This window comes from Usitatibacter rugosus (assembly GCF_013003965.1).
Lineage (GTDB): Bacteria > Pseudomonadota > Gammaproteobacteria > Burkholderiales > Usitatibacteraceae > Usitatibacter > Usitatibacter rugosus.
The window spans coordinates 1,551,432-1,576,530 of sequence record NZ_CP053069.1 but is presented as its reverse complement, the minus strand read 5'-3'; the positions used below and the strand labels follow the sequence as shown (position 1 = coordinate 1,576,530).

Sequence of the window (25,099 nt, the reverse complement as noted above, 5' to 3'; positions counted from 1 at the left end):
GGGAATGACGGTTGCTCAAGCGAAGGCGCTCAATCGACCTTCACCCAGAGCGGCGCAAATTTGTTGTCCGAACGGTGGACAAGCGTCACGTTGGAGCGCGACACCCAGGGAATGACCTGGCGATGCAGCGGGATCACGAGCACCTCTCGCTGCAGGACCTCGATCGCCTTGTTCAGCTGCTCCTGGCGCTTGGCGGGATCCATCTCCACGTCCGCGGCGTCGATCAGCGCGTCCAGCTCGGCGTTGCTGAAGTTGCCGTAGTTGGTGTCGCCCGCGCCCTTGTCGTTCAGCGTGTGGTACAGCGGCTTCAGCGTGAACATGGCGTCGCGGTTGTTGTCGCCCCAGCCCTGCATGCACGCGCTGAATTCCTTCTTCGGCGTGCGCTGGAAGTATTGGGCCTTGGGCATCGCTTCCACCTTCACGTTGAGGCCGATGCGCGCCCACATGCCCGCCAGCGCCGTGCAGATGCGCTCGTCGTTCACGTAGCGGTCGTTGGGGCAGTGCAGCGTGAAGCCGAAGCCGTTGGGATAGCCCGCGTCGGCCAGCAGTTTCTTGGCACCGGCGACGTCATAGGGCAAACGCTTGTCGTACGAGACCGGGATGCCCTCGCCTTTCGGGTTCGGCGTGCCGATCGCGGTCGGCGTCGACAGACCGCGCATCACCTGCGTGCGGATCGCCATGATGTCGATGCCCTGGTAGAGGGCTTGGCGCACGCGCTTGTCCTTGAACGGGTTCTTGCCCTTCACGTCCGAGAAAAGCAGCTCGTCCCTCGCTTGGTCGAGCGTGATGGTGATGACGCGCGTCTCGTCGCCTTCCCACACCTTGAATGCCGGATCTTCCTTCAGGCGCGGCACGTCTTGCACGGGAGGATCAAGCACGAAATCGAGCTCGCCGGACTTGAGCGCGGCAAGGCGCGTGGCGGCCGCCGCGATCGGGCGGTATTCGATCACCTCGAGGTTGGTCTCGGCGCCGCGGCCGTCTTTCAAGCCCCACCACGCCGCGTTCTTCTCGAGAACCGTCTTGATGCCGGGCTCGTAGGCGACGAGCTTGAACGGCCCCGTGCCCATGGCGTTGCGCGATGCGTAGGTGATGTCCTTGCTGGAGAAGTCCTGCGGATCGACCGCCTTGTTCTTCTCGCACCAGGCCTTGCTCATGATCGGGATCTCGCCGATGGAGACGAGCCCGATCGGATTCGGCTTCTCGGTGGTGAACTCGACCGTGTAGTCGTCGATCTTGCGCGCGGTGCCGGCGGGGATGGAATACGTGCGGAACTGCTTCGACTTCGCCGCGCGTTGGAAGGAGAACACGACGTCGTCGGCCGTCATCGGCGTGCCGTCGTGGAACTTCACGTCCTTGCGGAGGTAGAGCACGCGTTGCGTCGGCGAGACCACTTTCCACGACGTCGCCAGCCACGGCGTGGGCGACATGTCCTTGCCCGGCATGATCAGGCGCTCGTAGATCATGGCGTTGATGGACTTGGTGAAGGTCTCGTCCTGCCCGTGGGGGTCCTGCGTCGTGATGTCGCCCGACGAAGACCACTTGAACACCTTCGCGGCAAGGGACACGTTCGCGACGCCCAGGGCGACGCAGAAAACAAGGAACCGAACCAGCATGCTTTTCATCTCCCGGATCAATGATCGAACGGCGTTCGTGTCGTATTGTATAGCCATGAAACGATCGCTCTTCGCGGTCGCGGCCCTGGTCCTCGCGGGCTGCGCCGCCGGCCCGCCGCGCCTCGATACCACCTACACCTCCGCCAACCAGGACAGCCGGGCCCAGTACCTGGTGATCCACTTCACCTCGGAGGGCTTCGAGTCGTCGCTCGAAACACTCACGCGAGGCGACGGCAAGGTGAGCAGCCATTACCTCGTGCGCGACAACCCGCCCACGGTCTACCAGCTCGTGGACGAGAACCGCCGCGCCTGGCACGCGGGCGCGAGCTCGTGGCTCGGCCAGACGCAGCTCAACGCCGCCTCCATCGGCATCGAGATCGTGAACCTGGGCCTCAAGGGGCCGCCGGGCGCGCAGACGTGGGCCGAGTATCCCGAGGCGCAAATGGAAGTCGTGATGGCCCTGGTGCGAGACATCATCAAACGCCACCAGATCCGCCCCGACCGCGTCGTGGGCCACAGCGACATCGCGCCGCAGCGCAAGGTCGACCCGGGCCCGCGCTTTCCGTGGAAGCGCCTCGCGGACGAAGGGCTCATCGTGTGGCCGGATGCGGCGGACGTCGCACGCAGGCTGCCGGCGTTCGAAGTCGCGATGCCCGACATCGTGTGGTTCCAGGACCGCCTCCAGAAGCACGGCTTTTCCGTCCCGCAAAACGGCGCGCTCGACGAGGCCACGGTCCGCGTCCTCGCCGCCTTCCAGATGAAGTACCGTCCCTCGCGCTACGACGGCATGCCCGACGCCGAGACCGCCGCGATGCTCGACGTGCTCACCGGCCCATGAGCCGCCGGCGTGCGCTCACCACCCTCTCCGCGCTCGGCCTCCTTGCCATGACCCTTCCCGGAACGGCCAACGCCGCGCGGCGCCGCGAGCCCTTTGCCGACGCGCTCGACGCCGAGCTGGGCGCCATCGTCCGTGACGCGGGGCAGCCGCTGGCGAGCCTTGCAACACTGGCCGTGCGCGACGGGAACGTCGTCTACGAGGGCCATTTCGGCCGCCGCTTCATCGATCCCACCAGCCGCGTGCGCGACCGCCCCGCGCAGCCGACGACGCTCTACCGCATCGCCTCGATCTCCAAGCTCGTGACCACGCTCGGCGTGTTGCGCCTCGTCGAGCAGGGCCGCCTCGACCTCGATGCCGATGCGGGCTCCTATCTCGGCTACGCGCTGCGCAACCCTCACTTCCCGGGCGCGCCCGTCACGCTGCGCATGATGCTGTGCCACACCTCCTCGCTGCGCGACGACGGCGGCTACTACTGGGACGAGCGCGTGGATCTTCGCGATGTGCTCCTGCCCGGCGGCACCAAGCATGGGCAGGGCGCCATGTGGTCGAGCAAGGCCGCGCCCGGTGCCTATTTCGAGTACACCAACCTGAGCTGGGGCGTGATCGGCACGGTGCTCGAGAAGGTCACCGGCGAGCGCTTCGACCGATTGATGCAGCGCCTCGTCCTCGAGCCGCTCGGCATGCAGGGCGGCTTCAGCCCGGCGGACCTTCCCAAGGAGCGCCAGGGCCGCATCGCGACGCTCTACCGCAAGCGCTCGAACGCCGACGACAACGCGCCCTGGTATTTCGACGGCCCGTGGATCCCGCAGGTAGACGACTACAGCACGAGCGATCCGGTGCCGCGCGCGAGTCCGGGCTACGTCCCCGGCAGCAACGGCACGCTCTTCGGGCCGCAGGGCAACCTGCGCGCCACCGCCGCGGATCTCGGCCGCGTGATGCGCATGCTGATGGCCGGCGGCGAGCTGGACGGAAAGCGCTTCCTGTCGGCCGCGCGCGTGGACGAAATGGTCTCCGTGCAATGGCGCTACGCCGGGCCGGAGAACGGCCTCGCGGACTACGGGAGCGCCGCTCGCCGCTTCAACGCGTGGGGATTGGGCTGCCAGCACTTCATGGACGTGCAAGGCGGGGACAGGCTCGTGGACGGCGGCGGCTTCACGGCGGTGGGCCACCTGGGCGATGCGTGGGGGCTCATCGGCACCTTCGCCTTCAATCGCGAAACGAAGAACGGCCTGCTCTTCCTCTGCGGCGGCACGGGGTTCGATCCGCGCACCAATCCCGGCATCTACTCGTCGTATTTCCGCTTCGAGGAGCGCATCCTCACCGCGCTGTACCAGCGGGCGCTGGGCGGCAAGCCCGCCTGATCAGGCGACGGCGGGCTCGAGCAGCGTGAGCGTGCGCTCGGCCGCATCCATCCGCGCGCGAATCCCCAGCGGCAGCGTCATCTGGTGCGCGATGTGGCCGAAGGAAAATCCGTAGGCCGCGGGCACCTTCGAATCGCGGAACTGCGCTTCCAGTACCTCGGCCAATGTCAGCGACGGGTCCGAATCCGGCGGATCGCATTTCTGGAACACGCCGAGCGCTACGCCGGAGGCCGCCGTCAGCACGCCCGACTGGCGGAGCTGCTCGAGCAGGCGATCCACGCGATACGGCGCCTCGCTGATCTCCTCGAGGAAGAGCACGCATCCTTTCGTACGCGGCGCGAACGGCGTGCCGATGAGCGACGAGAGCACGGCCAGGTTGCCGCCCACGAGCGGCCCCTCGGCGGTGCCCGTGCGAAACGTGAGCGGCGCGAACTGCTTCTGCTGGAGCGCCTTCTCCGCGTTCTCCTTCGCGCCCTCGAAGGCCCGCGTCGCGCGCGGCTCCATCAACACGGCGCGCAGGTTGCCCGCGGAGTACTCGGAGAACGTGGACGACGCCACGGGGCCATGGAACGTCACCAGCCCCGCGCCGCGAAGCAAGCCCAAGTGCAGCGACGTCGTGTCCGAGTAGCCGACGAAGGCCTTGGGATGGCTGCGAATCAGCTCGTAATCGAGATGCGGCAAAAGGTGCCCGCCCCCCGAGCCGCCCCTGAGCACCCAGAGGCCTTCCACCTCGCGGTCGAGGAACATGCCGTGCAGGTCGGCCAGGCGCTGGTTGACCGTGCCCGCGTAGCCGCCGAGCACGGCACGAATATTGGGAGCGAGCTTCACGCGCAGGCCGAAGCTCTCGAGGTTGCGCACGCCCTTCTCGATCAGGGCGTCATCGACGATGCCGCTGGGTTCCACCAAGCCGACGAGGCTGCCGGGCTTGAGGCGCGGAGGCTTGATGAGTCCGGATTGCGGCGCAGAACGGACAACGCCCGCGGCCGAAGCCGCGAGCGTCGCAAGTGCTACTGCAAATTGCCGTCGGTTCAGAACTTGAACGTCACCCGCGCGTAGTACGCACGGCCCCTCGGGTCTGCCACGCGCGGATCCCAGCCTGCGCCCGCGGCGAAGTCCAGGTTATGCGCGGTGAAGGGCGGATCCTCGTCGAACAGGTTGCGGACACCCGCGGTCAGCACCCAGTTCTTGAAGCCCGAGTACGTGCCGCTCACGCCGTAGATGAGGTACGAGTCGACGGACGGGAACCCGGCGGCCGCAATGCCCGGCGGGTTCTGGTCGCCGTAGCTGGACGTGTACTGCTGGTACAGCGTGCCGCTCCACGGGCCCTGCGTGTACGTGAACTGCGCGAAGTGCTTCCAGCGCGGGTAGAGATCACGATTGCTCCACGCTCCGGCCAGCGAGTCGTAGTCCAGGTTGATGTACACGCGCGACTTGTAGAGCTCGATGTACGTGCCGTCGATCGAGGCGTTCCAGCTGCCGGCGAACATCTTGCCCTGGAAGCGCAGGCTGAGATCCACGCCGCGCGTGATGTCATCCGCGGCGTTCACGAAGCCCGCCTGGATGTAGCCGCCGGGACCGTCGAGGCGGCCGTTGGTGCCGCGCACGAGCGCTTCGGGGAACGTGTTGTACTGCGCCAGCACCTGCTGGGCGTTGAGCTCGTAGATCCGGTCATCGCGGCGGACTTGCCAGAGGTCGACGCTGCCGTTCATCCAGGGCGTGGGCGCGGCGACGAAGCCGACCGACCACTGCTTCGACGTTTCCGGCTTGAGGTCGGGGTTGCCGCCCTGGCGCGAGTCCGGACGAATGGCGCACACCGAGAGGTCGTTCGGGCTCAGCGGGCACAGCACCGGATCGGCCACGTTGCCCGGGACCGGCGATACCGTCGTCGTCGTGTAGAGCTGGAAGAAGCTCGGAGCCCGGAAGCCCTCGCCATACGAGCCGCGGAACACGAGCGGCTCGATCGGGTTCCAGCGGAACGACACTTTCGGGTTCGTGGTGCCGCCGAAGTCGCTGTAGTCGTCGTGGCGGATGGCGCCCGTGATCTCGAAGCCCTTCAGGACCGGCACCGCGACTTCCGCGTAGAAGGCCTTTACCGTGCGCTCGGCCTTGGCGAACTGCGGATCGAACGGCGCCTGGTACACCGGCTGCGTGGTGCGCGAGCCGTCGTCGAACTTGTACGTCTCCTTGCGGTAGTCGAAGCCCGCGGCGCCGTACATCGGGCCGGCGGGAAGCTGCCAGAGCTCGCCCGAGATCGCGCCGTCGAACTGGATCAACGAGGATTCGCCCGCGAAGAGCTTGGTGCCGTTGGCGCGCGCTGCTTCCAGCAGCGCATTGCCGGCGGCGGTCTGCGTCTGGCCAGGCATCAGCCAGGGGTTCACCAGGCCGCTCGCCAGTGCCGCGGTGAGCGGCGCCGTGAACATGTAGCCGTTGCCGAGGACCGATTCGGCTTCGCTGCCCGCGGTGGAGACGCCGAACTTGTAGTCCCACTTGTTGAACAGCGTGCCGTCCACGCCCGCGAGGAAGCGGTACGTATCCGTCGTCGTCTCGATGGTGCGCAGGCCGCACTCCATGCAACGCCAGCGATAGGCGATGGGCAGCTGGTTGTTGAAGAGCGGGATGTACGCCGAGAGGTCCTGGTAGAACGGGCCGCCGACCGGGTAGCGCATGCCGAGGAAATCACCGGTCGTGGTGATCTGGTACTCCTCGAACATCTTCGTGGCCTCGGTGCGCGAGGCGACGAATTCGGCGAACGCCGTGAGCTCGTTGCTCACCTTGAAGGTGCCGCGCGCGACGACCTGCGTGCGGTCGACCGGCTGGATGAGGACTTCCCGCCCGCCGTAGTCGTACGAGCATGCGTAACGGAAGCCCGGGGCGTTCCAGATGCCCGTCTCGTACTGGCTCTGCCCGTCGACCGCTCCGCAGTTGCCCTGGAACGACAGCAGGTTGGCGCGGTTGAAGGTCTGCGTCGCGCCGCCCGCGGGCGTGCGGAACGAGGCGCCGATGGCGGTGCCGGCGAGGCCCGTCTGTGTGGCGAACGGCGTGCCCGCCGTATCCGGCGAGAGGCCACGGCTCGGCTGGTAGCCGTTGGAGAACGCGCGGTCGACCCCGTTCAGGATCTCCTGGCGGTCCCACGTGAGGACGCCCATCACGTTCCAGCGGTCCTTGTCGAGGTTGCCCCACCCCGCCGTGATGCTGGCGTTGTAGCGGTCCCCGCCGCCTTGCTCCGTGACGTCGCCGTAGCCGGTGATCTCGACGCCGGTGAAGTCCTTGCGCAGGATGAAGTTGATCACGCCCGCGATCGCGTCCGTGCCGTAGATGGCCGAGGCGCCGTCCTTGAGGATCTCGACGCGCTCGATGGCGGACATCGGGATCGAGTTCAAATCGACCGCGTTGCCCTTGGCGCCGTGCGTGGCCAGGCGGCGGCCGTTCAGCAGCACGAGGGTGTTCGAGGCGCCCAGGCCGCGCAGGTTGGCGCTGGAGTTGCCGTTGTTGTTGCGGTCGGTGGTGCCGAGCTGGATGCCGACGTTGGAGGAGAGGTTGTCCGCGCCCGTGCCGTTGGCCGAGATCTGCATCAGCAGCTGTTCGGCGTTGGTGATGCCGCGGCGCTGGATGTCCTCGCGCGTGATGACCTGGACCGGGAGCGAGCCTTCTTCCTGGATGCGTTTGATGCTGGAGCCCGTGATCTCGAGCCGCTCGACCTTCTGCGCGTCCTGCGCGTGCGCGGCCCCTGCCACGAACGTCAACGCCACTGCGTGTGCCAGCAGTCGGAATTTCACCGGTGATCCCCCTTGGAAAATGAATGGAAATGGCTGCGGCCTTGGTGGCCGTCGTAATCGCTTGTTTCCCTCGCCGATCGATTCTGCTGAAAGTCCGGCAATATTACAAATGCCTAATGAATCGAGAGTTCATACCGCCGTGTCCTTGCGCGCCTTCCTGCTCTGCCTCTTCCTCTGCGCCCCCTTCGAAAAGTGCCTCGCCCAGTCCAGCTTGCCGGACACCTTGCGCGCGCAGGTCGAGGCCGCGGGCCTGCCCCCCGATGCCCTCTCCTACACGGTGCAGCGGCTCCCGGATGGCGCCACCTGGGCCGCGGCGGGGGCCGATCGCAGCGTCCAGCCCGCCTCCACGCTGAAGCTCCTCACGTCCCTGGTCGCCCTCGATACGCTGGGCCCAATCTATCGCGGACGCTCCGAGCTGCTCCTGTCCGGGGTCAAGACCGCGGGCGTGTTCGAGGGCGACGTGATCCTGCGCGGGCTCGGGGACGTGGACCTGGACGCCGTGGCCTTCGAGCGGCTGCTGGGGGCGCTTCGCCTCGAGGGCATCCAGGAGATCCGCGGCGACCTCGTGCTCGACCGCACCTTCTTCGACCCGGCCCGCACCGACGTGGGCGTGCCGCCCTTCGACGAGGCCCCGGAGTTCCGCTACAACCTCATCCCCGACGCGCTGATGGCGGGCTCGAACCTGATGCATCTCGACCTCGCCTCGGACCAGGACACCGTGCGGGTGCTCGTGGCCACGCCGCTCTCCGGCGTGACCGTCGAGACGAAGATGGAGCTCGTCGATCGTTCCTGCGAGGACTGGGAGGACGGCTGGAAGTATCCGGCCGTGCGAACCGGGCGTGACGGCTTCGTGGTCGTGACGCTGCTCGGGGAATATCCGCGCGATTGCCGCGCCTCGACGGCGATCAACGTCATCGATCGCGTCGCCTACACGGAGCGGCTCTTCCGGGCCACGTGGCAGCGGCTGGGCGGGAAATTCCGCGGCAGGGTTCGTGATGGCGTGGCGCCCTCCACCGCGCGGCTCGTTGCATCGCACGGATCGCGACCGCTCTCGCAGGTGCTGATCGACATCAACAAGCGCTCGGACAATCCCGTGACCCGCGTGATGTTCCTCACGCTGGGCGTGGCCTCGGGCGCGGGCCGGCCGACGGCGCAGTCCGCGGATGCCGTGATTCGCGCGTGGATGGAGACACACGGCATCGATAGTGCGGGGCTCGTCCTCGAGAACGGATCGGGATTGTCGCGGACGGAGCGCGTCACGCCGAACCAATTGGCGGCGGTGCTACGCCTCGCGGCGGCCGGCCCGTGGGCGCCCGAGTACATGGCCAGCCTGCCGGTGGTGGCGGTGGATGGCGGGATGCGCAATCGCCTGCGCACGAGCCCGGCGGCGGCGACGGCTCGCATCAAGACCGGGACGCTGCGTGACGTCACCGCGATTGCCGGCTACGTGCGCGATTCGGGTGGTGGAACCAACGTCGTGGTGGCGATGCTCAATCACGAGCGGGCGACGCGCTACGTGGCGCGGCCGATCCTCGACGCGATCATCGACTGGGTAGCTCGATCGACGGGCCCTGCGCTCTAGCGCGGTAGCGCGCTTAGAGAACGCGGGCGAACTCGGCGCGGATCCGCTCGCGGTCCCCGCCGTCGAAGTGCCACCACTCGGTGGAGATGCCCTGCCATCCGGCACGGCTCATCACATCGCGAAGAAGCATGCGGTTGTCGAGCTGCGCCCGTGTGAGTGCGCCGCTGGCGAGCCACGCCGCTTCGCGCTGCGGGTGCGAGAGCTCGGTGAGGTCGTCGAAGGGCGTGCCCATGTCGAGCTCGGTGTTGCTCCGGTCCGCGAGCGTGATGTCCACCGCCATGCCGAACGAATGGATGGAGCCGCGCGCGGGGTCGGCGAAGTACATGCGCAGGTCCGTCCCCTCCAGCCGATCCCACAGGCGCTGCTGTACGCGCTGCGGCCTCACGGCATCGAGGACCACGAGCTTGAGATCGGGACGCTGGTTCGCGAGGTGGGCGACGGCCTGCTCGAGGCGCTCCGCGCCCTCGCGATGCAGCCACGAGCAATCGAAGGGCGCATAGAGATCGGAGCCGACCAGGTTGTTGGCGCTCGCGTAACGCAGGTCGATGCCAATGCCGCCGATCGACGAGAGCGCGCGGAAGTCCGGATGGCCGGGGACGTGTTCGATGGAAAGCGTCTTCACGCCTCAAATGTAGCAGGCGAGCGCACGGCTAGAAAAGCGAGGCCTGGCCGTTGCGCGAGGGAGGGACGAACTTCGTGGTATCGAGCGGCTCGTACGCCGTGTCCTCGAAACCGAGGCGCGCGTACGCCTTGTCGAAGCGCTGCTTCAGGAGCTCCGCGAACAGGCCCTCGCCCTTCATGCGCGAGCCGAAGCGCGGGTCGTTGTCCTTGCCGTTCCGCATCTGATGCACGCGGGACATCACGTGATCGGCCTTCAATGGGAAATGCACCTGCAGCCACTCGCGGAAGATGTCCTTCACCTCCCAGGGAAGCCGCATGAGGATGTAGCCGGCGCTCTTGGCTCCCGCGTTCTTCGCGGCCTCCAGAATGGATTCGAGTTCCGAGTCGGTGAGGAAGGGAATGACGGGGGCGACATTGACACCGACGGGGATCCCGGCTTTCGAGAGGCGCTCGATGGCGAGGATCCTGCGAGCTGGCGCGCTTGCTCGAGGTTCCATGTAACGCGCGATTCCGTGATCGAGTGTCGTAACCGAAAGCGTGGCGTGGACGAGATTATTCCTGGCCATCGGCGCAAGCAGATCGAGGTCCCGCTCGATCATCGCGCACTTCGTGATGAGGGAGACGGGGTGATTCGTTTCATAGCAGACCTCGAGGACTGAGCGCGTGATGCGGTACTCGCGCTCGATCGTCTGGTACGCGTCGGTGTTGACGCCGATTGCGAGCGGCTCACAGCGATATCCCGGCTTCGAGATCTCCTCGCGGAAAATCTCGGCTGCATTCGTCTTGGCGAAGAGGCGCGTCTCGAAATCGAGCCCCGGAGACAATCCGAGATACGCGTGGCTCGGACGAGCGAAGCAATAAGGGCACCCGTTGCTGCATCCACGGTAAGGGTTCAAAGATTGGGTCAGGCCAACGTCGGGTGAATCGTTGCGCGAGATCACACTCTTCGCACGCTCGATCGTGACGATCGTCTTCGGCTTTACGGGCTCCTCTTCGGGATCCTGAACCCAACCGTCGTCGACCGAACCGCGCTCCCAGTTCTCGAAACGCCCCTCGGGATTCGACGCGGCACCTCGGCCCTTCGCAGGCGCGCCGTGGTTTCCAGCAGTGGACTTCAATGGCATTCGAACAGTCTACGGACGCGCAGCGCGAGTGCACGGCTCGAAGCGAATTGTGGATAACTCGGAGTACGATGGTCGCGCAGGTCCCTCTCGAGTGACGAACCCCCAAAAGGAGCGACACATGCCTCTCTCCATCCATCCCCAGGTCGACCGCGGCGCGAAGGCCGCGGCGGCGAATTTCACCGGCGGCAACCTCTCCTGCCATTGCGCGGATCGCAAGGTCACGGTCGCGATCAAGGGACAGGCCCAGTTCAACCACGTGTGCGGCTGCACGAAGTGCTGGAAGCCGGCCGGGTCGTTGTTCTCCCAGGTCGCGGCGACGGCGAGCACCAACGTCTCGGTCACGGCGAATGCGGACAAGCTGAAGGTCGTGGACGACAAGGCGCTCATCCAGCGCTACGCGTGCGCGCAGTGCGGCGTCCACATGCATGGCCGGGTCAACAGGCCGGGCCATCCGCTCCACGGATTCGACTTCTTCCACACCGAGCTGTCGACCGACGCCGGCTGGGCGCCACCGGGCTTCGCGGCGTTCGTCTCGTCGATCATCGAATCGGGCGCCGATCCGGAACGGATGGGCGACGTCCGGGCGCGCCTGCGCGAGCTGGGGCTCGAGCCCTACGACTGCCTGTCGCCGGGCCTCATGGACTTCATCGCGACGGCCGTCGCAAAGTCTTCGAACGTGCCGAAGCGGAAGATGGCCGAGGTTTCCGGCTGAGCTTCGCGCGCTCGGCGAGGAACGCCCGCGCCTGGCGCTCGCCGTCCGCGATCAGCGGCTTCAGGTTCTCCGCGCTGCGGTCGAGCTTGCTCTCGATGCCGAGCTTGCCCGTCAGCGCGCCGGACATCTCGATGCAGGGGATGTGGTATTCGAGGTCCGGATCGTCCGCGTACGACTTCGGGATGCGCACGGGCCCCGGGATGTTGTTCTTCGCCATGAACGCCTTGTCGATCGCGCCCTTGAGATAAAGGTTGTTCAGCCACGCGATCGTGTCGAGCTGGTGGAAGAGCGAGATGTTGCCCGTGAGCTGGTTGCGGCGATCGACGATTTCCTCGGGCCCCACCGGCGTTTGCGCGCACGTCGTCGGGTTGATCTTCACGACCCAGATCTCTTCCGGCAGGTTGCCCGCGCCGACGTGGACGGGCTGCACGAGCTCGTTCACCGGCGGATTGTCCGAGAACACGCCGTCCCAATAAACGCCCTTCCCGATCTCGACCGCGGGAAAGAGCATCGGCACGGTGCTGGAGGCCATGATGTGCTCCACGCGGATCGCCTCGTTGGCCGAGGAGAACGTCGCCAGCCGGCCGCTCAGCACTTCGATCGCGCCGATGAGGAGCACGGGGCCCTTCGGTTGCTTGCCCCAGCGCTTCAACTCGTCGAAGTCGATATGCGCGCGAAGCAACCCCTCCATGTCGGTGAAGCGCGGGCGCATGTGGCGGGACCACCCCTGCATGAACGCCGCGGTGATCGGCGACTTGGGGCCGCGCGCGACCTGCGCCAGCAGGCCGCGGTTGGTCATGCGCAGCGTATCCACGAGATAGCGGTTGAAGGCGATCTCGATCGGCGACTTCGCGGTGTTCTCCTCCCAGAACGCATCCAGCCGTTTCCACGGCTCCTTGTCGCCCTTGCGCAGCGCATACCAGGCGAGCGCCGTGCACATCGCGCCTCCCGAAGTGCCGGAGAGGCCGACGATATCGAACTCCTCGTGGACGCCCTCCTGGAAGAGGGCTTTCAGGGCGCCTGCGGTGAAGGCGGTCTGTGCACCGCCGCCCTGGCAGGCGATCGCGATGCGGGTCTTTCTTGCGCCGGGCATGGACTCTTCGCCGTGGGGAAGGAATCCGCGATCGTACGCACTTCACGGCGCGACGGGTATCAACTCACTTGCCGCCGCTCTTCACCTTGTCGATGGCGTCCTTGCGAACGGCCTGGCTCTCCTGGATCAGGCGGTACGCGATGTAGTACTTATAGATGTTGCTGACGTAGGTCACGGTCTCCTGGCCGATCTTCTCGGCCACGACGTACTCCACGTTCTGGAACCAGACGTTCGGATCGAGCCCGCGCTTGGCGGCCTCCTTGCGAAGCTGCGAGATCTTGCCCGCGCCGGCGTTGTACGAGGCGAACGCGAAGAGGGCCTTGTCGAGGTCCGTCATCGGCTCCTTCCCGTAGTAGTTGTCGATCATCCAGCGCATGTACTTGATGCCCGCGTGGATGTTCGCCTCGGTCTCGCGGATGTCGCCGACGTTCATGTCCTTGCCGGTGGCGGGCATGACCTGCATCACGCCGATCGCACCGACCGCGCTCTTCGCCTGCTGGTTCAGCTGCGACTCCTGGTAGCCCTGAGCGCCCATCAGCACCCAGTCCACGTCGTACTTCGTGCCGTACTTCTGGAAGTACTGGACCAGGTCGAAGAACTTCTTGCGCTCGGTCTCGGAGGCCGCGTTCTTCACGTAGCCCGCGTTCTTGAGGTACTTCGTCAGCAGCTGGTTGCCGGTGGAGGTCCCGACCTTGTGCTTCGCCACGAAATCGTTCAACGACGCCTGGAGCTGGGGGCTGCCCTTGCGGAATGCCCACGCGACCTCGCCACCGGTGCGAACGGCGACCGTGTCGTGCACGACAATCTTCGGGAAGACCTGCTTCCAGAAATCCGCCTTGTGCTTGTCGACGATGACGATCGCGACCAGGCCGGCGTTCAGCATCTCGAGCAGGTCCTCGTCCTCGAGAGTCTCGGGCGCCTCACGGAAAGTGACGGGAGCCTTCTTCTCGGCCACGAACCTCTTGTTGAGGACGACGAGGCTCTCGTAGTAGCTCGACGACTTGCGCACGAAGACTTCCTTGCCGGCAAGGTCGTCCAGCGTCGCGAGCTTCGGCGACGCCGGGCCGGTGACGGCGACCTCGCTCACATTGCCCATGCCCGCGTCGCTGAAGTCCACCAGCTTCCGGCGCTCCGGCGTGATCGTGATGTTGCCCGCGGCGACGTCGCCTTTTCCCGCGGCCAGGGCCGGCAGCAGCTGGTCCCTGCGCATCGGGATGAACACCACCCGGACCTTCAGGTTCTTGTCCTTGAGCTTCTTCTCCGCGGCGAGCTTCTTGTTGAGGTCCTCTTCGTACTGCCGGAAGAAGTCGACGACGCTGCCGCGCAGCGTCCCCTTGTCGTTGAAGTAGAACGTCTTGCTGTTCGGGGTGAGCACGCGGACGGTCCGCCGCTCGACCATGCCGTCCAGGTCACCGGTCCACGGCTTCTGCATCTCCGCGGGATCGATGGTCAGCTTTCCGGCGGAACCCTTTGCGGGCGGCTCCTGCGCGAGCGCTGCGGCGGCCAGCTGGCAGCAGGCCCATGCGAAGACGAAGGCCGCATGCTTGAAGGAGAGGATTCTTTGCATCGGGTCAGGGTACGCCCCGCCCGGGCTCTGGGTACCTGTCCGATGGTGCCGGTCGGCACCCTGCACCATCAGGCAATAGGCCCCGGCCGCCGGCAGGGGCAACATGGGTGCGATCGGGCATCCGGGAAGGCGGACGTTGGAAAGACACGTTTCATGAGGCGCCACGCCTGGGGCTGGTGTTGCCTGCTGGCGTCGTTCGTCCTCGCGCTCCCGCAGGCGGAAGCGAAGTCCGTGCTCGTGCTCCATGGGCTCGAATGGCGCGCGAATACCATCCGCGTCTTCGACCAGGTGCTGCGCGAGGAGCTGGGCGTCCTGAAGCCCGGCAGCGATCTCCACTACTACACGGAATTCATCGAGGGCACGCGCTTTCCCGGGGAGGTGCAGGAACAGCGCTTCGCGGATTTCCTGCGCCAACGCTACTCGGACGTGAAGGTCGACGCGATCGTCGCCATGGATCCCACGTCGCTGCGCTTCATGGCGCGCCATCGCGACCGGATCTTTCCCGGCACGCCGCTCGCCTATGCGGGCCTGCGCGACGCGACCCTTTCGCGATTCAAGCTTCCCGCGGACTTCGTCGGCTCCTCCTATCCCACGAACGCGCGCGGCACCGTGGAGCTGGCGCTCCGCCTGCGCCCCCAGGCGCGCGAGCTGGTGATCATTACCGGGACCGCCGAACTGGATCTCTCCATCGAGGAACAGCTGCGGCAAGCCGCCACGGAGCTGGCTCCCAACCTGAAGCTGCGCGTGCTGACCGGGCTCCCGTTCGAGTCGATCGTGGAGGAGATTCCCAAGCTGCCCCGCGACGCGCTCGTGATTACCGGGCCTTTCCTGCGGGATGGAACCGGCCAGGCTTTCACGAGCCTCACGGTTCTGCTCGATCGCATCCGCGACATCACGCCCGTGCCCATCGTGCACACGTTCGAGAATGCGGTCGGGCGCGGAGCGCTCGCGAGCTATTCGCTTCCCATCGAAGCCGTCCCGCGCCAGGCCGCGGCGGTCGCCCGCCAGCTCCTCGCCGGCGTCGCGCCCTCCTCCGTGGTGCTGCCGCCGCCGGTGCAGCTGGTTGCCTTCGTGGACTGGAGGCAACTCAAGCGCTGGGACATTCCGGAAAGCCTCCTTCCGCCGGACACGGTCGTACGCTTCCGCGAGCTCACGTTCTGGGACCAGTATCGCTACGAGGCGATCGGAATCGCATCCGCCGTGCTGCTGCAGTCGATGCTGATCGCGCTCCTGCTGGTGCAGCGCAGGCGCCGGACGCGGGCCGAATCGACGCTGCTCGAGAACGAGCAGTCGATGAAGCTCGCGGCCGACGCGGCCAACCTCTCGATGTGGAGCTGGGACATCGTGCGCGACAGGATCTCGCGGGTGTCCTCGCCGGGGCATTTCCCGCGGGAGACGGACATCGGCATCAGTCTCGGAACATTCCTGGCCGCCATCCACCCCGAAGATCGCGAAGCCGTGAGGCTGGCCGTGCGGCGGGCCCTCGACGGCGACGGCCGCTACGAGAGCGAATACCGCGTCGTGGATTCCGCCGGCAACGTCCATTGGTACGCGGGGCGCGGCCGCGTGGAGCGCGATCCGCTCAAGCCCCTTCGCCTGCTGGGCGTGACGCTCGACATCACCCAGCGAAAGCTCGCGGAGCTCGAAGCACAGCTCCGGCGCAACGAGCTCGCCCACCTGTCGCGGGTCACGATGGTCGGGGAGCTCTCGGGCTCCATCGCCCACGAGCTGAACCAGCCCCTCACCGCCATCCTGGCCAACGCGCAGGCGGCCCAGATGTTCATTCGCCGCGAGACGGTCGATTTGGTCGAGATCGAGTCCATCCTCGACGACATCGTGCTCAACGACAAGCGTGCCGGCGGCATCATCAAGTCGCTTCGAAAGATGCTGAAGAAGGAGGATTCCGCGCAAGAGGTGCTGGCTGTCGATGAGCTGGTCCATGACGTGCTTCGCCTCATCCACAACGACCTCGTCAACCGCCACGTGACGGTCGAGACGCATCTCGGGGCGCAACGCGCCGCGGTGTTCGGCGATCGAACGCAGCTGCAGCAAGTCGTGATCAACCTGCTGCTGAACGGGTGCGATTCGATGTCGGATCTCCCACGCGCCGAGCGCATCCTCGTGGTGAGCAGCGAGGTGGTCGACTCCCGGGTGCGCGTGACGGTTTCGGACTGCGGCAGCGGCATCGCGCAGGACAAGCACGAGGAGATCTTCGCGCCGTTCTTCACCACGAAGCCGCAGGGCCTGGGCCTCGGCCTGGCGATCTGCAGGACCATCATGACGTCCCACGGGGGCCAGCTGACCGGACGCAACAACCGCGACCGGGGCGCCTCCTTCACGCTCGTGCTCGCGGAACACTCCGCCGCCGCGAAGGCCGGGGGCGAATCGTGCTGACCGGGCCTACCTGCATCAAAGGTCCATTTGAAACCCACGGGCAAGGTGCTACTTTCCAGCCATGTTGAAACCCAGACGCCTCCAGGTCGCCGTCGTCGACGACGAAGCCCACGTCCGCAAGGCGCTCGATCGCCTCATGCGCGGCGCCGGATTCGAGGTGCAGACGTGGAAGAGCGGCAGCGACTTCCTCGGCGCGCTCCCCGGGCACCACCTCGACTGCGTGATCCTCGACCTTCACATGCCGGGGCTCAGCGGCTTCGACGTGCTCGCGTCCCTCAATACGCCGGAGACCCACCTTCCGGCCATCATGATCACGGGCCACGACACGCCGGGCGCCGAAGAGCGGGCGCGCGCGGCGGGCGCCTCCGCCTACTTGCGCAAGCCCGTCGATGCCACCGAGCTGATCGAGGCCATCAAGCGCGCGGTCGAGCCGGCCCCATGATTCCCCAGGGCAGCGACATCGCGGGCCTGGTCCACGTGCTGGACGACGACGAGCACGTGCGCATTGCCCTGGCACGGTTGCTTCGCGCTGCCGGATTCGAGGTCCGTACCCACGCTTCGCCGGCCAGCTACCTGGCCGAGCCCGCGACCGTTTCCCCCTGCTGCCTCGTCCTCGACGAGCGGATGCCCGAAGTGAGCGGGCTGGAGATGCAGGAAGCACTGGTACGCGAGGGAAGCGCGGTGCCGATCATCTTCCTCACGGGGCACGGCGACATCCCGATGAGCGTGCGCGCGATGCGGGCCGGCGCCATCGATGTTCTCACCAAGCCCGTCGATCGCGACCTGCTGCTCGGGGCCGTCACCGCGGCTTTCGCCCGCCATGCCACGGCCGTGAGCGGCCAGCAGCAGCTCGACGAAGTGAAGGGGCGCTACGGAAAGCTCACGGCACGCGAGCGCGAGGTCTTCGAAGGTGTTTCGGCCGGCAAGCTGAACAAGCAGGTCGCCGCCGACCTCGACATCTCGGAGCGGACGGTCAAGGCCCACCGGTCGCAGGTGATGGAAAAGATGCAGGCACGATCGGTCGCCGACCTGGTGAGGGCCTGGGAGCTGCTCCAGCGGTAGCCGGATCAGTCCGGCTTCGTGGCCATCGTGCGGATGAGCGTCTCCAGCTGCGGGCTCATCGGCAGGTCGATGCTGGCGCCCGAGGGGAGCTTGCGGAGGAACCAGCGCTTGTACTGGCGCTCGATCTCGCCGTCCTCGGCGAGCGCGTGGAAGGTCTCGTTCACGAGCCGTTCCATCTGCGCGTCGCCCTTCCGGTACATCACGCCGTAGGGATCGTACGAGAGGAACTCGCCGATCACTTCGAAGTCCTTCTGCGCCACGTTGAGCGCGATGAGGCCGTAGAGCAGCACGTCGTCCGTGGCGAACGCATCGGCCTTGCCCTCGACCACCTGCATGAACGAATGCGCATGGTCGGGCGAGACGACGAGGCGAAAGGCGATCTTGAAGCGCTTCGTGATCTCCTGCATCGCCTTCTCGTTGGTCGTTCCCGCGGTGACCACGACGGTCTTGCCGGCCAAGTCGCGGAAGGACTTGATCGGCGAGCCGCGCTTCACCATGAGCTTGGTGCCGGAGACGAAGATCGTCGGCGAGAAGGACACGAGCTTCCTGCGCTCGATGTCGTTGGTCGTGGAGCCGCACTCGATATCGGCCTTGCCTGACGTGATCGCCTCGATGCGCGTGGCCGATGTCACCGGCAGCCACTTGACCTCCAGCTCCTTGCCGACCGACGCGCCCATGGCCTCGACCAGCAGCTTGCAGAGCTCGATCGAGTAGCCGATGGGCTCCTTGCGCGCGTTGAGGTACGAGAACGGGATGGACGATTCGCGATGGGCGATCGTGACGGCGCCGCTCGCGCGGGCCTTGGCGAGCGTGCCGGTGAGCTCCACCGGCGGCTCGGATTGCGCGCGCGCGCTGGCCGCCCCGAGGGCGAGCCCGGCGACGAAGAGGACTGCGAAAGTGGCCTTCACGCGGGACGCCCGTCAGGCAGGAGCGACACGGCCCGCGTCCAGGTCGGCCGCGAACCGCTCGGCTTCGGCCGGGGGCTTCAGCTCGCCTTCCCACTTGGCGACCGCCGCCGTGGCGATCGAGTTGCCGATCGCGTTGGTGGCCGAGCGCCCCATGTCGAGGAACGCATCGACGCCGAGGATCAGCAGCAGCCCCGCCTCGGGGATGTTGAACTGGTTCAGCGTGGCGGCGATCACGACCAGGGAGGCCCTGGGCACGCCCGCCATGCCCTTGGACGTGAGCATGAGGATCAGCAGCATGGTGACCTGCGTGCCGATCGAGAGCTCGATGCCGTAAGCCTGCGCGATGAAGAGCGTGGCGAACGTGCAGTACATCATCGAGCCGTCGAGGTTGAACGAGTAGCCCATCGGCATCACGAAGCTGGAGATCTTGCGGTTCACGCCGAAGCGGTCGAGCGCGTCGAGGATCTTCGGATACGCCGCCTCCGAGCTCGCCGTCGCGAAGGACAGCATGAAGGCTTCCTTGATCAGCACCAGCAGCTTGAAGATCCGCGGGCCCAGGACCACGAAGCCGGCGAAGATGAGGACGCCCCACAGCACGAAGAGCCCGAGGTAGAAGTCGCCCATGAACACGGCGAACTTGAGCAGGATGCCCAGGCCGTTGACGGCGACGGTGGCGGCCATCGCGGCCATCACGGCGAGGGGTGCCAGCTTCATCACGTAGCCCGTGATCTTGAGCATGGCTTCGGCCAGTTCCTCGATCGCGTGCACGAGCGTCTTCGCCTTCTCGCCGAGCGAGGCGAGCGCCACGCCGAAGAACATCGAGAACACCACGATCTGCAGGATCTCGTTGTTGGCCATGGCCTCGGCGAAGGACTTGGGCACCAGGTGGCTCACGAAGTCCTTCAGCGTGAACTTCGAGGTCGCCAGGTTGGCCGAGGCTCCGATGTCCGGTAGCGGCAGGCCGAGGTTATGGCCCGGCTGCAGGATGTTGGCGAGGATCAGGCCGAGGAGCAGCGAGATCAGCGAGGCCGTGATGAACCAGCCCAGCGCCTTGGCGAAGACCCGGCCCACCGAGGCGGCGTCGCCCATGTGCGCGACACCCACCACCAGCGTGGAGAAGACCAGCGGGCCGATCAGCATCTTGATCAGCCGCAGGAACACGTCGGAGATGATCGAGACGTAGCCCGCGATCTGCGAGGCGGATTTCTTGTCCGGGAAGTTCTCGAAGATCATCCAGCCGATCAGGATGCCGATGATCATGGACGCCAGGATGGTGACGGCCGGCGGAAACTTCTTCTTCATGGAATCCCCTCCCCAGTGTCCACGGAATCGGGCCGCCCCACGGCCCGAGTTCAGGGCATTGTAGACCCGCGCCCATTCCGGAGTTCACGCCGACTCGGGCTGCGCGTCCATAGCACCAAGGGGCGATTGTTGCGAAGCGCCCGGCAACGTACGGTCGGGCACGGGTAACGATCCGGGGGACATGATGGAACGCACGGCGTCGATGGCACGAGGTTCACGGCTTTCGCTTGCGACGCGGTGGGCGGCTTGCGCTGTCCTCACCTGGGTCGCCGGGTGCGAGCGCCCCGCGGCCCCCGTGCCGAATGCCGCGGCCACGGGCGAGTGGCGCACTTTCGAGGGCAGCTGGTCCGCGACAGGAACGCGCCAATTCGTCGACCTGGGCCCCGATCGCCGGGTTTCCACCTTCCGCCTCACCGGATCGCTGCTGCTGTCGGGCGAGAAGCGGCTGGGCGTCGGGTTCCGCGCCCAGGTGATGGGCCTGTCCGACCCGCGGACCGGCATGGTCGGGCGCTGCGTCTGGACCGACGAGCGCGGCGACCAGATCTACAGCGAGTTGAAAGGGGACGCGGTCGGATCCGGCACGCGCATCGAGGGCACGATCGTGGGAGGCTCGGGCCGCTACACCGGCGTGACGGGCGACTACACCTTCCGGTGGCAGAGCGTCGTCGACTCGGAGAACGACGAGGTGAGCGGCCGCGTCGTCGACCTCAAGGGCCGCGTGCGGACCGGTCTCGTGGCGCAAGCCGGAAAGGTCAACCCGTGAGCGCACTCGCCTTCCTTCGGCAGCCCCTCGTGAAGCAGGGCATCTCCTTCGCCCTGGCCCTCGGCATCTGGTTCGCGCCGGTGCCGGAAGGGCTGACCGTCCAGGCGTGGCATGTCTTCGCCATCTTCGCCTCGGCCATCTTCTCCGTCATCGTGAATGCCTTTCCCCTCCTCACCGCTTCGACGCTGGCGGTGGCGGCAGCGGTCCTCACGCGCACCGTCGAGCCCGCGAAGGCCTTCTCCGGCTTCGCCAACGCGAGTGTCCTCCTGGTGGTCGTTGCGTTCCTCGTCGCCAATGCCGTCGTGCAATCGGGGCTCGGGCGGCGCATCAGCTATCTCGTCGTGAGCGTGTTCGGCCGCTCGACGCTCGGCCTGGGCTACAGCATCTTCGTCACCGATGCGCTGATGGCGCCGGCCTTTCCCAGCAACACCGCGCGGGGCGGCGTGCTCTTCCCGATCGTGCTGTCCCTCGCCCAGAGCGGCGGCAAGCCGGAGCAGGAGCCCGAGCGGCGCCTCGGCGGCTACCTGATGTTCTGCGGGATGGCGAGCCTCAGTGCTTCATCGGCCCTCTGGCTCACCGCCACTTCGTCGAACGCGCTTGGGATCTCGCTCGCCGCTCAGCACGGCATGGAGATCGGCTTCGGTTCGTGGCTCGTGGCCTCGTCGGTTCCGGCATTGACGGCGATCTTCCTCCTTCCCCTCATGATCTACCGCTGGTTCCCGCCCGGCGTCACCGCGACGCCCAATGCGCCGGCGGCCGCGCGCGAGGCCCTGCGCGCCATGGGCCCGCTCTCGCGCGACGAGCGGATCGTGGCGGTCGTGTTCGCCGTCATGGTCACGGGCTGGGTGATGGCGGGCGCGTGGAACATCAACCTCACTGCCGTGGCCTTCGCGGGTCTCGGGACGCTGCTCGCAACGCGCGTCCTCACGCTCGAGCACATGGAGGTGCAGGGAGGAACGCTGGTCACCTTCCTCTGGCTCGCGGTGCTGTTCGCGTTGAGCGGCCAGCTGAACGAGCTCGGCTTCATGGGATACGTCGGCGGGCAGCTCACGTCGTTCCTCGGCGGCATGGACTGGCGGCTGGTGTACGTGGTGCTCCTCGTGCTCTACGTATTGATGCACTACATGTTCGTCAGCCAGTCGACGCACATCCTCGCGCTCTTCGCCGTGTTCCTCGACGTGGCCGTGCGCGCCGGCGTTCCCGTGGAGCTCATGGCCTTCGGGCTCTTGTTCGCCAGCAGCTATTTCTCCACGATCACGCCGCAGGGCGGCAGCCAGAACGTGATCTTCGTGGGCAGCCGCTACCTCACGCAGGGCGAGCTCTACCGGCTCGGAATCCTCACGACCGGGTTCTGCCTCCTGGTTTTCCTCGTGGTCGGCACGCCGTGGTTGTTGTTCGTCGCAAGGTGACCGGCGGCGTCAAGGGCAAGAATCGCAGATGCTCGGATAGGACGCGGCGCGGGCCGGTCGCGAATACTGGGCGGCCATTGAAACCACGCGGAACACGTAAATGAACTCGCATGAATTCGTCGCACTCCAGGCTCCCCTCAAGCGGCTCTACCGCACGAACGAGCGCGCAGCGCTGCTCACCCTGAAAGCGCAGGGCACGCTCGATGAGCCCAACCTCACCTGCAAGGTCGACACCGGCCGCGGCCTCGCGGTCGCCGGACTGCACGAGGCCACCGGCGGCACGGGGCTCGAGCTCTGCTCCGGCGACATGCTGCTGGAGGCGCTCGTCGCCTGCGCGGGCGTCTCGCTGCGCGCGGCCGCCACGCTGCTCGACATCCAGATCCACTCGGGGCGCGTGTGGGCGGAGGGTGACGTGGACCTGCGGGGCTGCCTCGGGATGGAGCGCGAGGTGCCGGTCGGCTTCAAGGAGATCCGGCTGCGCTTCGATGTCCAGTCGAACGCATCTCCCGAGCAGTTGGACGAGCTGTTGCGCGTGACGGAGCAATACTGCGTCGTGAACAACACGCTGCGCGCGGGCGCCAAGGTGGCCTTCGACCTGGACCTCTCGAGGGGGTACTAGCCGAGGCTGGTGCCCGGAGCTACCGGCGCTTCCCGCGCCCGCCCGCGGCGAGCTCGCGCTCCCGCTGGCGCAACACGTCGATCATCGTGTTGAAGACCCGCATGAATTGCCCGATCTCGTCGCTGGAAGTCACCGGCACGTTGGCCTTGTCGTAGTCCGCGCTCTTGAGCGCATGGGCGGCCGCCGTCAGCGACTCGATCGGGCGCACGATCTTCCGCGCGAACCACACGGCGAGCACCAGGAACACGAGCCCCACCAGCAGCACGCTGGTGATGACGTTCACCAGGACCCGCCGCAGCGGCTTCTCGAACACCTCGCGAGATTCGGTCATCACGACCGTCCACTCGTTGCCGGGCACGGGCGCGAAGCCGGCGATCTCTTCCTTGCCGGAGATCGTGGAACGATAGTCCACGTAGCCGCGCGCCTTGGCGCCGGTCACGGCCGCCGCCAGGTCCGGCATGTTGACCGTGTCGATCTTCTCGCGGCGGAAGCGCTGGTCGTAGACGATCTCGCCCGCCTTGTCCGCGGGCAGTGTCACGAGGCTCTTGTAGAGCTGCGACTTGTCGGTGTGATGGACGATGATGCCGTCGGCATCGACGAGCATCGCGCTGCGATCCGATTCCTCGCGCGCGGCCTCGAGGATCGACGAGATCGACGAGCCCTTCACGCGCAGCGTCACGACCCCGATCACCTTCCCGGCCGAATCCTTGACCGGGTTGGCGAAGAACACGCCCGGTTCGCCCGCCGTGGCGCCGACGATGATGCTGGTGGCGTACCGGCGGCCGCGGATGCCCTCGAGGAAATACTGCCGGTAGCCGAAGTTGCCGCCGGCGACACCGGGGTAGCTCGACACCAGCGCCTTGCCGTCGGCGTTCAGGATCGTCGCGACTTGCACGTCCGGATTCGCGGTGACGACATCCTTCAATGTGGCGAGCACTTTGGCCTTGCTCGCTTCGGTCGGCTTCTGCAGCAACGCGGCGAACTCGGGATCGCGGCTGAGGAAGAGTGCCAGCCCGCTGCTGTCCGCCATCAGCTGGCCCAGGCGGCCGGACACGCTGCTGGAGAGTTGCTCGAGATTGCGAAGCTCCGCAGCGCTCACCCGCGCCACGCTCGACGTGTAGTTGTAGTACGCGACGATCAGCATGGGTGTGAGCGCCGTGAGCACCAGCGCGATCGTCATCTTGACCGCGAGCGGCCAAGTGCCCGGATGCAGGAGCATCTGGCCGATCCGCCCGCCGCCCTTTTCACCGGCGCGCAGCGCCTCCTGCAGGTTGCCGATCGACGGATGCGCCGCGAAGAGCGCCTCGCGGAATTCGGCGATGTCGCGCGGCCGGTCCTGTGTCTCGGGCTTCAACGCCCAGTCGATGGCGGCGAGGAACTCGAGGCTGTACCGGCCCTTGCCCATTTCGAGAGCGGGCACCATGGGGTCCGGAAAAACCATGCGGTCGGGCGCCTGCTGCGGGCGCTTGCCGCAGATCATCCAGTAGAGCGTCGCCCCGAGCGCGTAGACGTCCGTCCACGGCCCCTGCTCGGCCAGCACGTATTGCTCGATCGGCCCGTAGCCGGGCGTGACGAAGTTGTCCTCTTCGCTTCGCGCCTTGGTAACCTGGCGCGCGGCTCCGAAATCCAGGAGCACGAGCGAGCCATCCGCATCGCGAACGTAGATGTTGTCGGGCTTGATGTCGCGATGCAGGAAGCCGGCCTCGTGCACGACGGCCAGCCCATCCAGCAGCGGTGCCAGCAAGCCGAGGAGGTCGATCTCGGACATCGCCTTGTGCCGGGGCCACCACTTCTTCAGCGACTCGCCATGCTCGTACTCGAGCACCATGTACGCGGTGTTGTGCGCCTCGAAGAAGCGCGCGACCTTCACGATGTTCGGATGGCGGAACGTCGCGAGCGTGCGGGCCTCGACGAGGTAGCTCTCCAGCCCGCGCTCGAAGAAGTCTCCGTCGGTCACCGTCCGGGGCGCCACCGAGATGTCCTCGGTGCGGCAGGCGAACTGCTCGGGGAGGTACTCCTTGATGGCGACGCGTGAATTCAGGTTCACGTCGCTCGCGAGGTAGGTGATGCCGAAGCCGCCCTGGCCCAGCACCTTGTCGACGCGATACTCGAAGAGGCGGAAGCCCGCGGGAAGGGCGAGCGGCGTGGTGTCTTCCGGCTTGGGCTCGGGCTCCGGCGGGCGTGCCAGGACTACCGTGGGATCGCTGTCGGCCGCTGCGGACGGGGGCATCACGACCGTCGCATCGGGATCCGCGCGCCGTCCATCGCGGGCGAGCCGGGTAATGTCCGGCAGCGAGGATTCGTCGGTCTTGTTGCTGTCGTTAGCCATCGATTAACGTTCCCTTGCGCCCGTGC

The 25,099-nt window shown here is 66.7% G+C and carries 20 protein-coding genes; 10 read left to right on the top strand and 10 right to left on the bottom strand.

Annotation, left to right across the window (positions count from 1 at the left end; translation table 11 throughout):
- Window positions 1-29 precede the first annotated feature (29 nt).
- Window positions 30-1,613, bottom strand: a complete 1,584-nt coding sequence (locus DSM104443_RS07775; RefSeq protein WP_171091006.1) for an ABC transporter substrate-binding protein — start codon at window positions 1,611-1,613, stop codon at window positions 30-32.
- A gap of 55 nt (window positions 1,614-1,668) precedes the next feature.
- Between DSM104443_RS07775 and DSM104443_RS07770 the strand changes: the two genes are divergently transcribed.
- Both DSM104443_RS07770 and DSM104443_RS07765 read left to right on the top strand, forming a co-directional pair.
- Window positions 1,669-2,451 (top strand): N-acetylmuramoyl-L-alanine amidase, encoded by a 783-nt coding sequence (locus DSM104443_RS07770; protein WP_171091004.1) that lies wholly within the window; start codon window positions 1,669-1,671, stop codon window positions 2,449-2,451.
- Entirely contained in the window at window positions 2,448-3,812 is a 1,365-nt protein-coding gene (locus DSM104443_RS07765) for a serine hydrolase domain-containing protein (protein WP_212757029.1), read from the top strand. Before DSM104443_RS07770 ends, DSM104443_RS07765 begins: the two co-directional genes overlap by 4 nt.
- On the opposite strand, the gene DSM104443_RS07760 is transcribed toward DSM104443_RS07765, so the two are convergent.
- Together DSM104443_RS07760 and DSM104443_RS07755 are read right to left on the bottom strand one after the other, a co-directional pair.
- Entirely contained in the window at window positions 3,813-4,715 is a 903-nt protein-coding gene (locus DSM104443_RS07760; RefSeq protein WP_246232906.1) for a S66 peptidase family protein, read from the bottom strand.
- A gap of 125 nt (window positions 4,716-4,840) precedes the next feature.
- Window positions 4,841-7,588 carry a TonB-dependent receptor plug domain-containing protein gene (locus DSM104443_RS07755; RefSeq protein WP_171091000.1) on the bottom strand — a complete coding sequence of 916 codons (2,748 nt, stop codon included), beginning with the start codon at window positions 7,586-7,588 and terminating at the stop codon, window positions 4,841-4,843.
- 139 nt (window positions 7,589-7,727) lie between these two features.
- On the opposite strand from DSM104443_RS07755, the gene dacB reads away from it, so the two are divergent.
- The gene (dacB, locus tag DSM104443_RS07750) at window positions 7,728-9,170 is read left to right on the top strand and encodes a D-alanyl-D-alanine carboxypeptidase/D-alanyl-D-alanine endopeptidase (RefSeq protein ID WP_171090998.1); all 1,443 of its coding nucleotides are present in this window, start codon (window positions 7,728-7,730) and stop codon (window positions 9,168-9,170) included.
- A 13-nt stretch (window positions 9,171-9,183) separates the two neighbouring features.
- On the opposite strand, the gene DSM104443_RS07745 is transcribed toward dacB, so the two are convergent.
- Both DSM104443_RS07745 and DSM104443_RS07740 read right to left on the bottom strand, forming a co-directional pair.
- Window positions 9,184-9,792: a M15 family metallopeptidase gene (locus DSM104443_RS07745; RefSeq protein ID WP_171090996.1), complete on the bottom strand. Its 609-nt coding sequence runs from the start codon at window positions 9,790-9,792 to the stop codon at window positions 9,184-9,186.
- A 28-nt stretch (window positions 9,793-9,820) separates the two neighbouring features.
- Window positions 9,821-10,915 (bottom strand): PA0069 family radical SAM protein, encoded by a 1,095-nt coding sequence (locus DSM104443_RS07740; protein ID WP_171090995.1) that lies wholly within the window; start codon window positions 10,913-10,915, stop codon window positions 9,821-9,823.
- 118 nt (window positions 10,916-11,033) lie between these two features.
- Between DSM104443_RS07740 and gfa the strand changes: the two genes are divergently transcribed.
- Window positions 11,034-11,627 carry an S-(hydroxymethyl)glutathione synthase gene (gene gfa / locus DSM104443_RS07735; protein ID WP_171090993.1) on the top strand — a complete coding sequence of 198 codons (594 nt, stop codon included), beginning with the start codon at window positions 11,034-11,036 and terminating at the stop codon, window positions 11,625-11,627.
- On the opposite strand, the gene DSM104443_RS07730 is transcribed toward gfa, so the two are convergent.
- Window positions 11,560-12,720 (bottom strand): patatin-like phospholipase family protein, encoded by a 1,161-nt coding sequence (locus DSM104443_RS07730; protein ID WP_171090991.1) that lies wholly within the window; start codon window positions 12,718-12,720, stop codon window positions 11,560-11,562. The genes gfa and DSM104443_RS07730 overlap by 68 nt on opposite strands.
- Window positions 12,721-12,784: 64 nt before the next feature.
- On the bottom strand, window positions 12,785-14,287 hold the full coding sequence (locus DSM104443_RS07725; RefSeq protein ID WP_171090989.1) for an MltF family protein: 1,503 nt from the start codon (window positions 14,285-14,287) through the stop codon (window positions 12,785-12,787).
- Window positions 14,288-14,440: 153 nt separating this feature from the next.
- Between DSM104443_RS07725 and DSM104443_RS07720 the strand changes: the two genes are divergently transcribed.
- From DSM104443_RS07720 to DSM104443_RS07710, 3 genes are all read left to right on the top strand, one after another.
- On the top strand, window positions 14,441-16,681 hold the full coding sequence (locus DSM104443_RS07720; protein WP_171090987.1) for a sensor histidine kinase: 2,241 nt from the start codon (window positions 14,441-14,443) through the stop codon (window positions 16,679-16,681).
- 61 nt (window positions 16,682-16,742) lie between these two features.
- A complete protein-coding gene (locus tag DSM104443_RS07715) occupies window positions 16,743-17,123 on the top strand; it encodes a response regulator transcription factor (protein ID WP_171090985.1) in 381 nt (126 codons plus the stop codon).
- The gene (locus DSM104443_RS07710) at window positions 17,120-17,743 is read left to right on the top strand and encodes a response regulator transcription factor (RefSeq protein ID WP_171090984.1); all 624 of its coding nucleotides are present in this window, start codon (window positions 17,120-17,122) and stop codon (window positions 17,741-17,743) included. Before DSM104443_RS07715 ends, DSM104443_RS07710 begins: the two co-directional genes overlap by 4 nt.
- Window positions 17,744-17,748: 5 nt before the next feature.
- Here DSM104443_RS07710 and DSM104443_RS07705 read toward each other — a convergent pair whose 3' ends face one another.
- Complete coding sequence (locus DSM104443_RS07705; protein ID WP_171090981.1) at window positions 17,749-18,651, bottom strand: amino acid ABC transporter substrate-binding protein; 903 nt, start codon at window positions 18,649-18,651, stop codon at window positions 17,749-17,751.
- 12 nt (window positions 18,652-18,663) lie between these two features.
- On the bottom strand, window positions 18,664-19,953 hold the full coding sequence (locus DSM104443_RS07700) for a dicarboxylate/amino acid:cation symporter (RefSeq protein ID WP_171090979.1): 1,290 nt from the start codon (window positions 19,951-19,953) through the stop codon (window positions 18,664-18,666).
- 181 nt (window positions 19,954-20,134) lie between these two features.
- Here DSM104443_RS07700 and DSM104443_RS07695 point away from each other — a divergent pair, with 181 nt between their 5' ends.
- The 3 genes from DSM104443_RS07695 to DSM104443_RS07685 all read left to right on the top strand — a co-directional run bounded on the left by DSM104443_RS07695 (window position 20,135) and on the right by DSM104443_RS07685 (window position 22,744).
- The gene (locus DSM104443_RS07695) at window positions 20,135-20,716 is read left to right on the top strand and encodes a hypothetical protein (RefSeq protein WP_171090977.1); all 582 of its coding nucleotides are present in this window, start codon (window positions 20,135-20,137) and stop codon (window positions 20,714-20,716) included.
- Window positions 20,713-22,125, top strand: coding sequence for a DASS family sodium-coupled anion symporter (locus DSM104443_RS07690; protein WP_171090975.1), 1,413 nt, complete (start codon window positions 20,713-20,715; stop codon window positions 22,123-22,125). Before DSM104443_RS07695 ends, DSM104443_RS07690 begins: the two co-directional genes overlap by 4 nt.
- A 100-nt stretch (window positions 22,126-22,225) precedes the next feature.
- Window positions 22,226-22,744, top strand: a complete 519-nt coding sequence (locus tag DSM104443_RS07685; RefSeq protein WP_171090973.1) for an OsmC family protein — start codon at window positions 22,226-22,228, stop codon at window positions 22,742-22,744.
- Window positions 22,745-22,763: 19 nt separating this feature from the next.
- On the opposite strand, the gene DSM104443_RS07680 is transcribed toward DSM104443_RS07685, so the two are convergent.
- Window positions 22,764-25,073 (bottom strand): protein kinase domain-containing protein, encoded by a 2,310-nt coding sequence (locus DSM104443_RS07680; RefSeq protein WP_171090971.1) that lies wholly within the window; start codon window positions 25,071-25,073, stop codon window positions 22,764-22,766.
- Window positions 25,074-25,099: the final 26 nt, after the last annotated feature.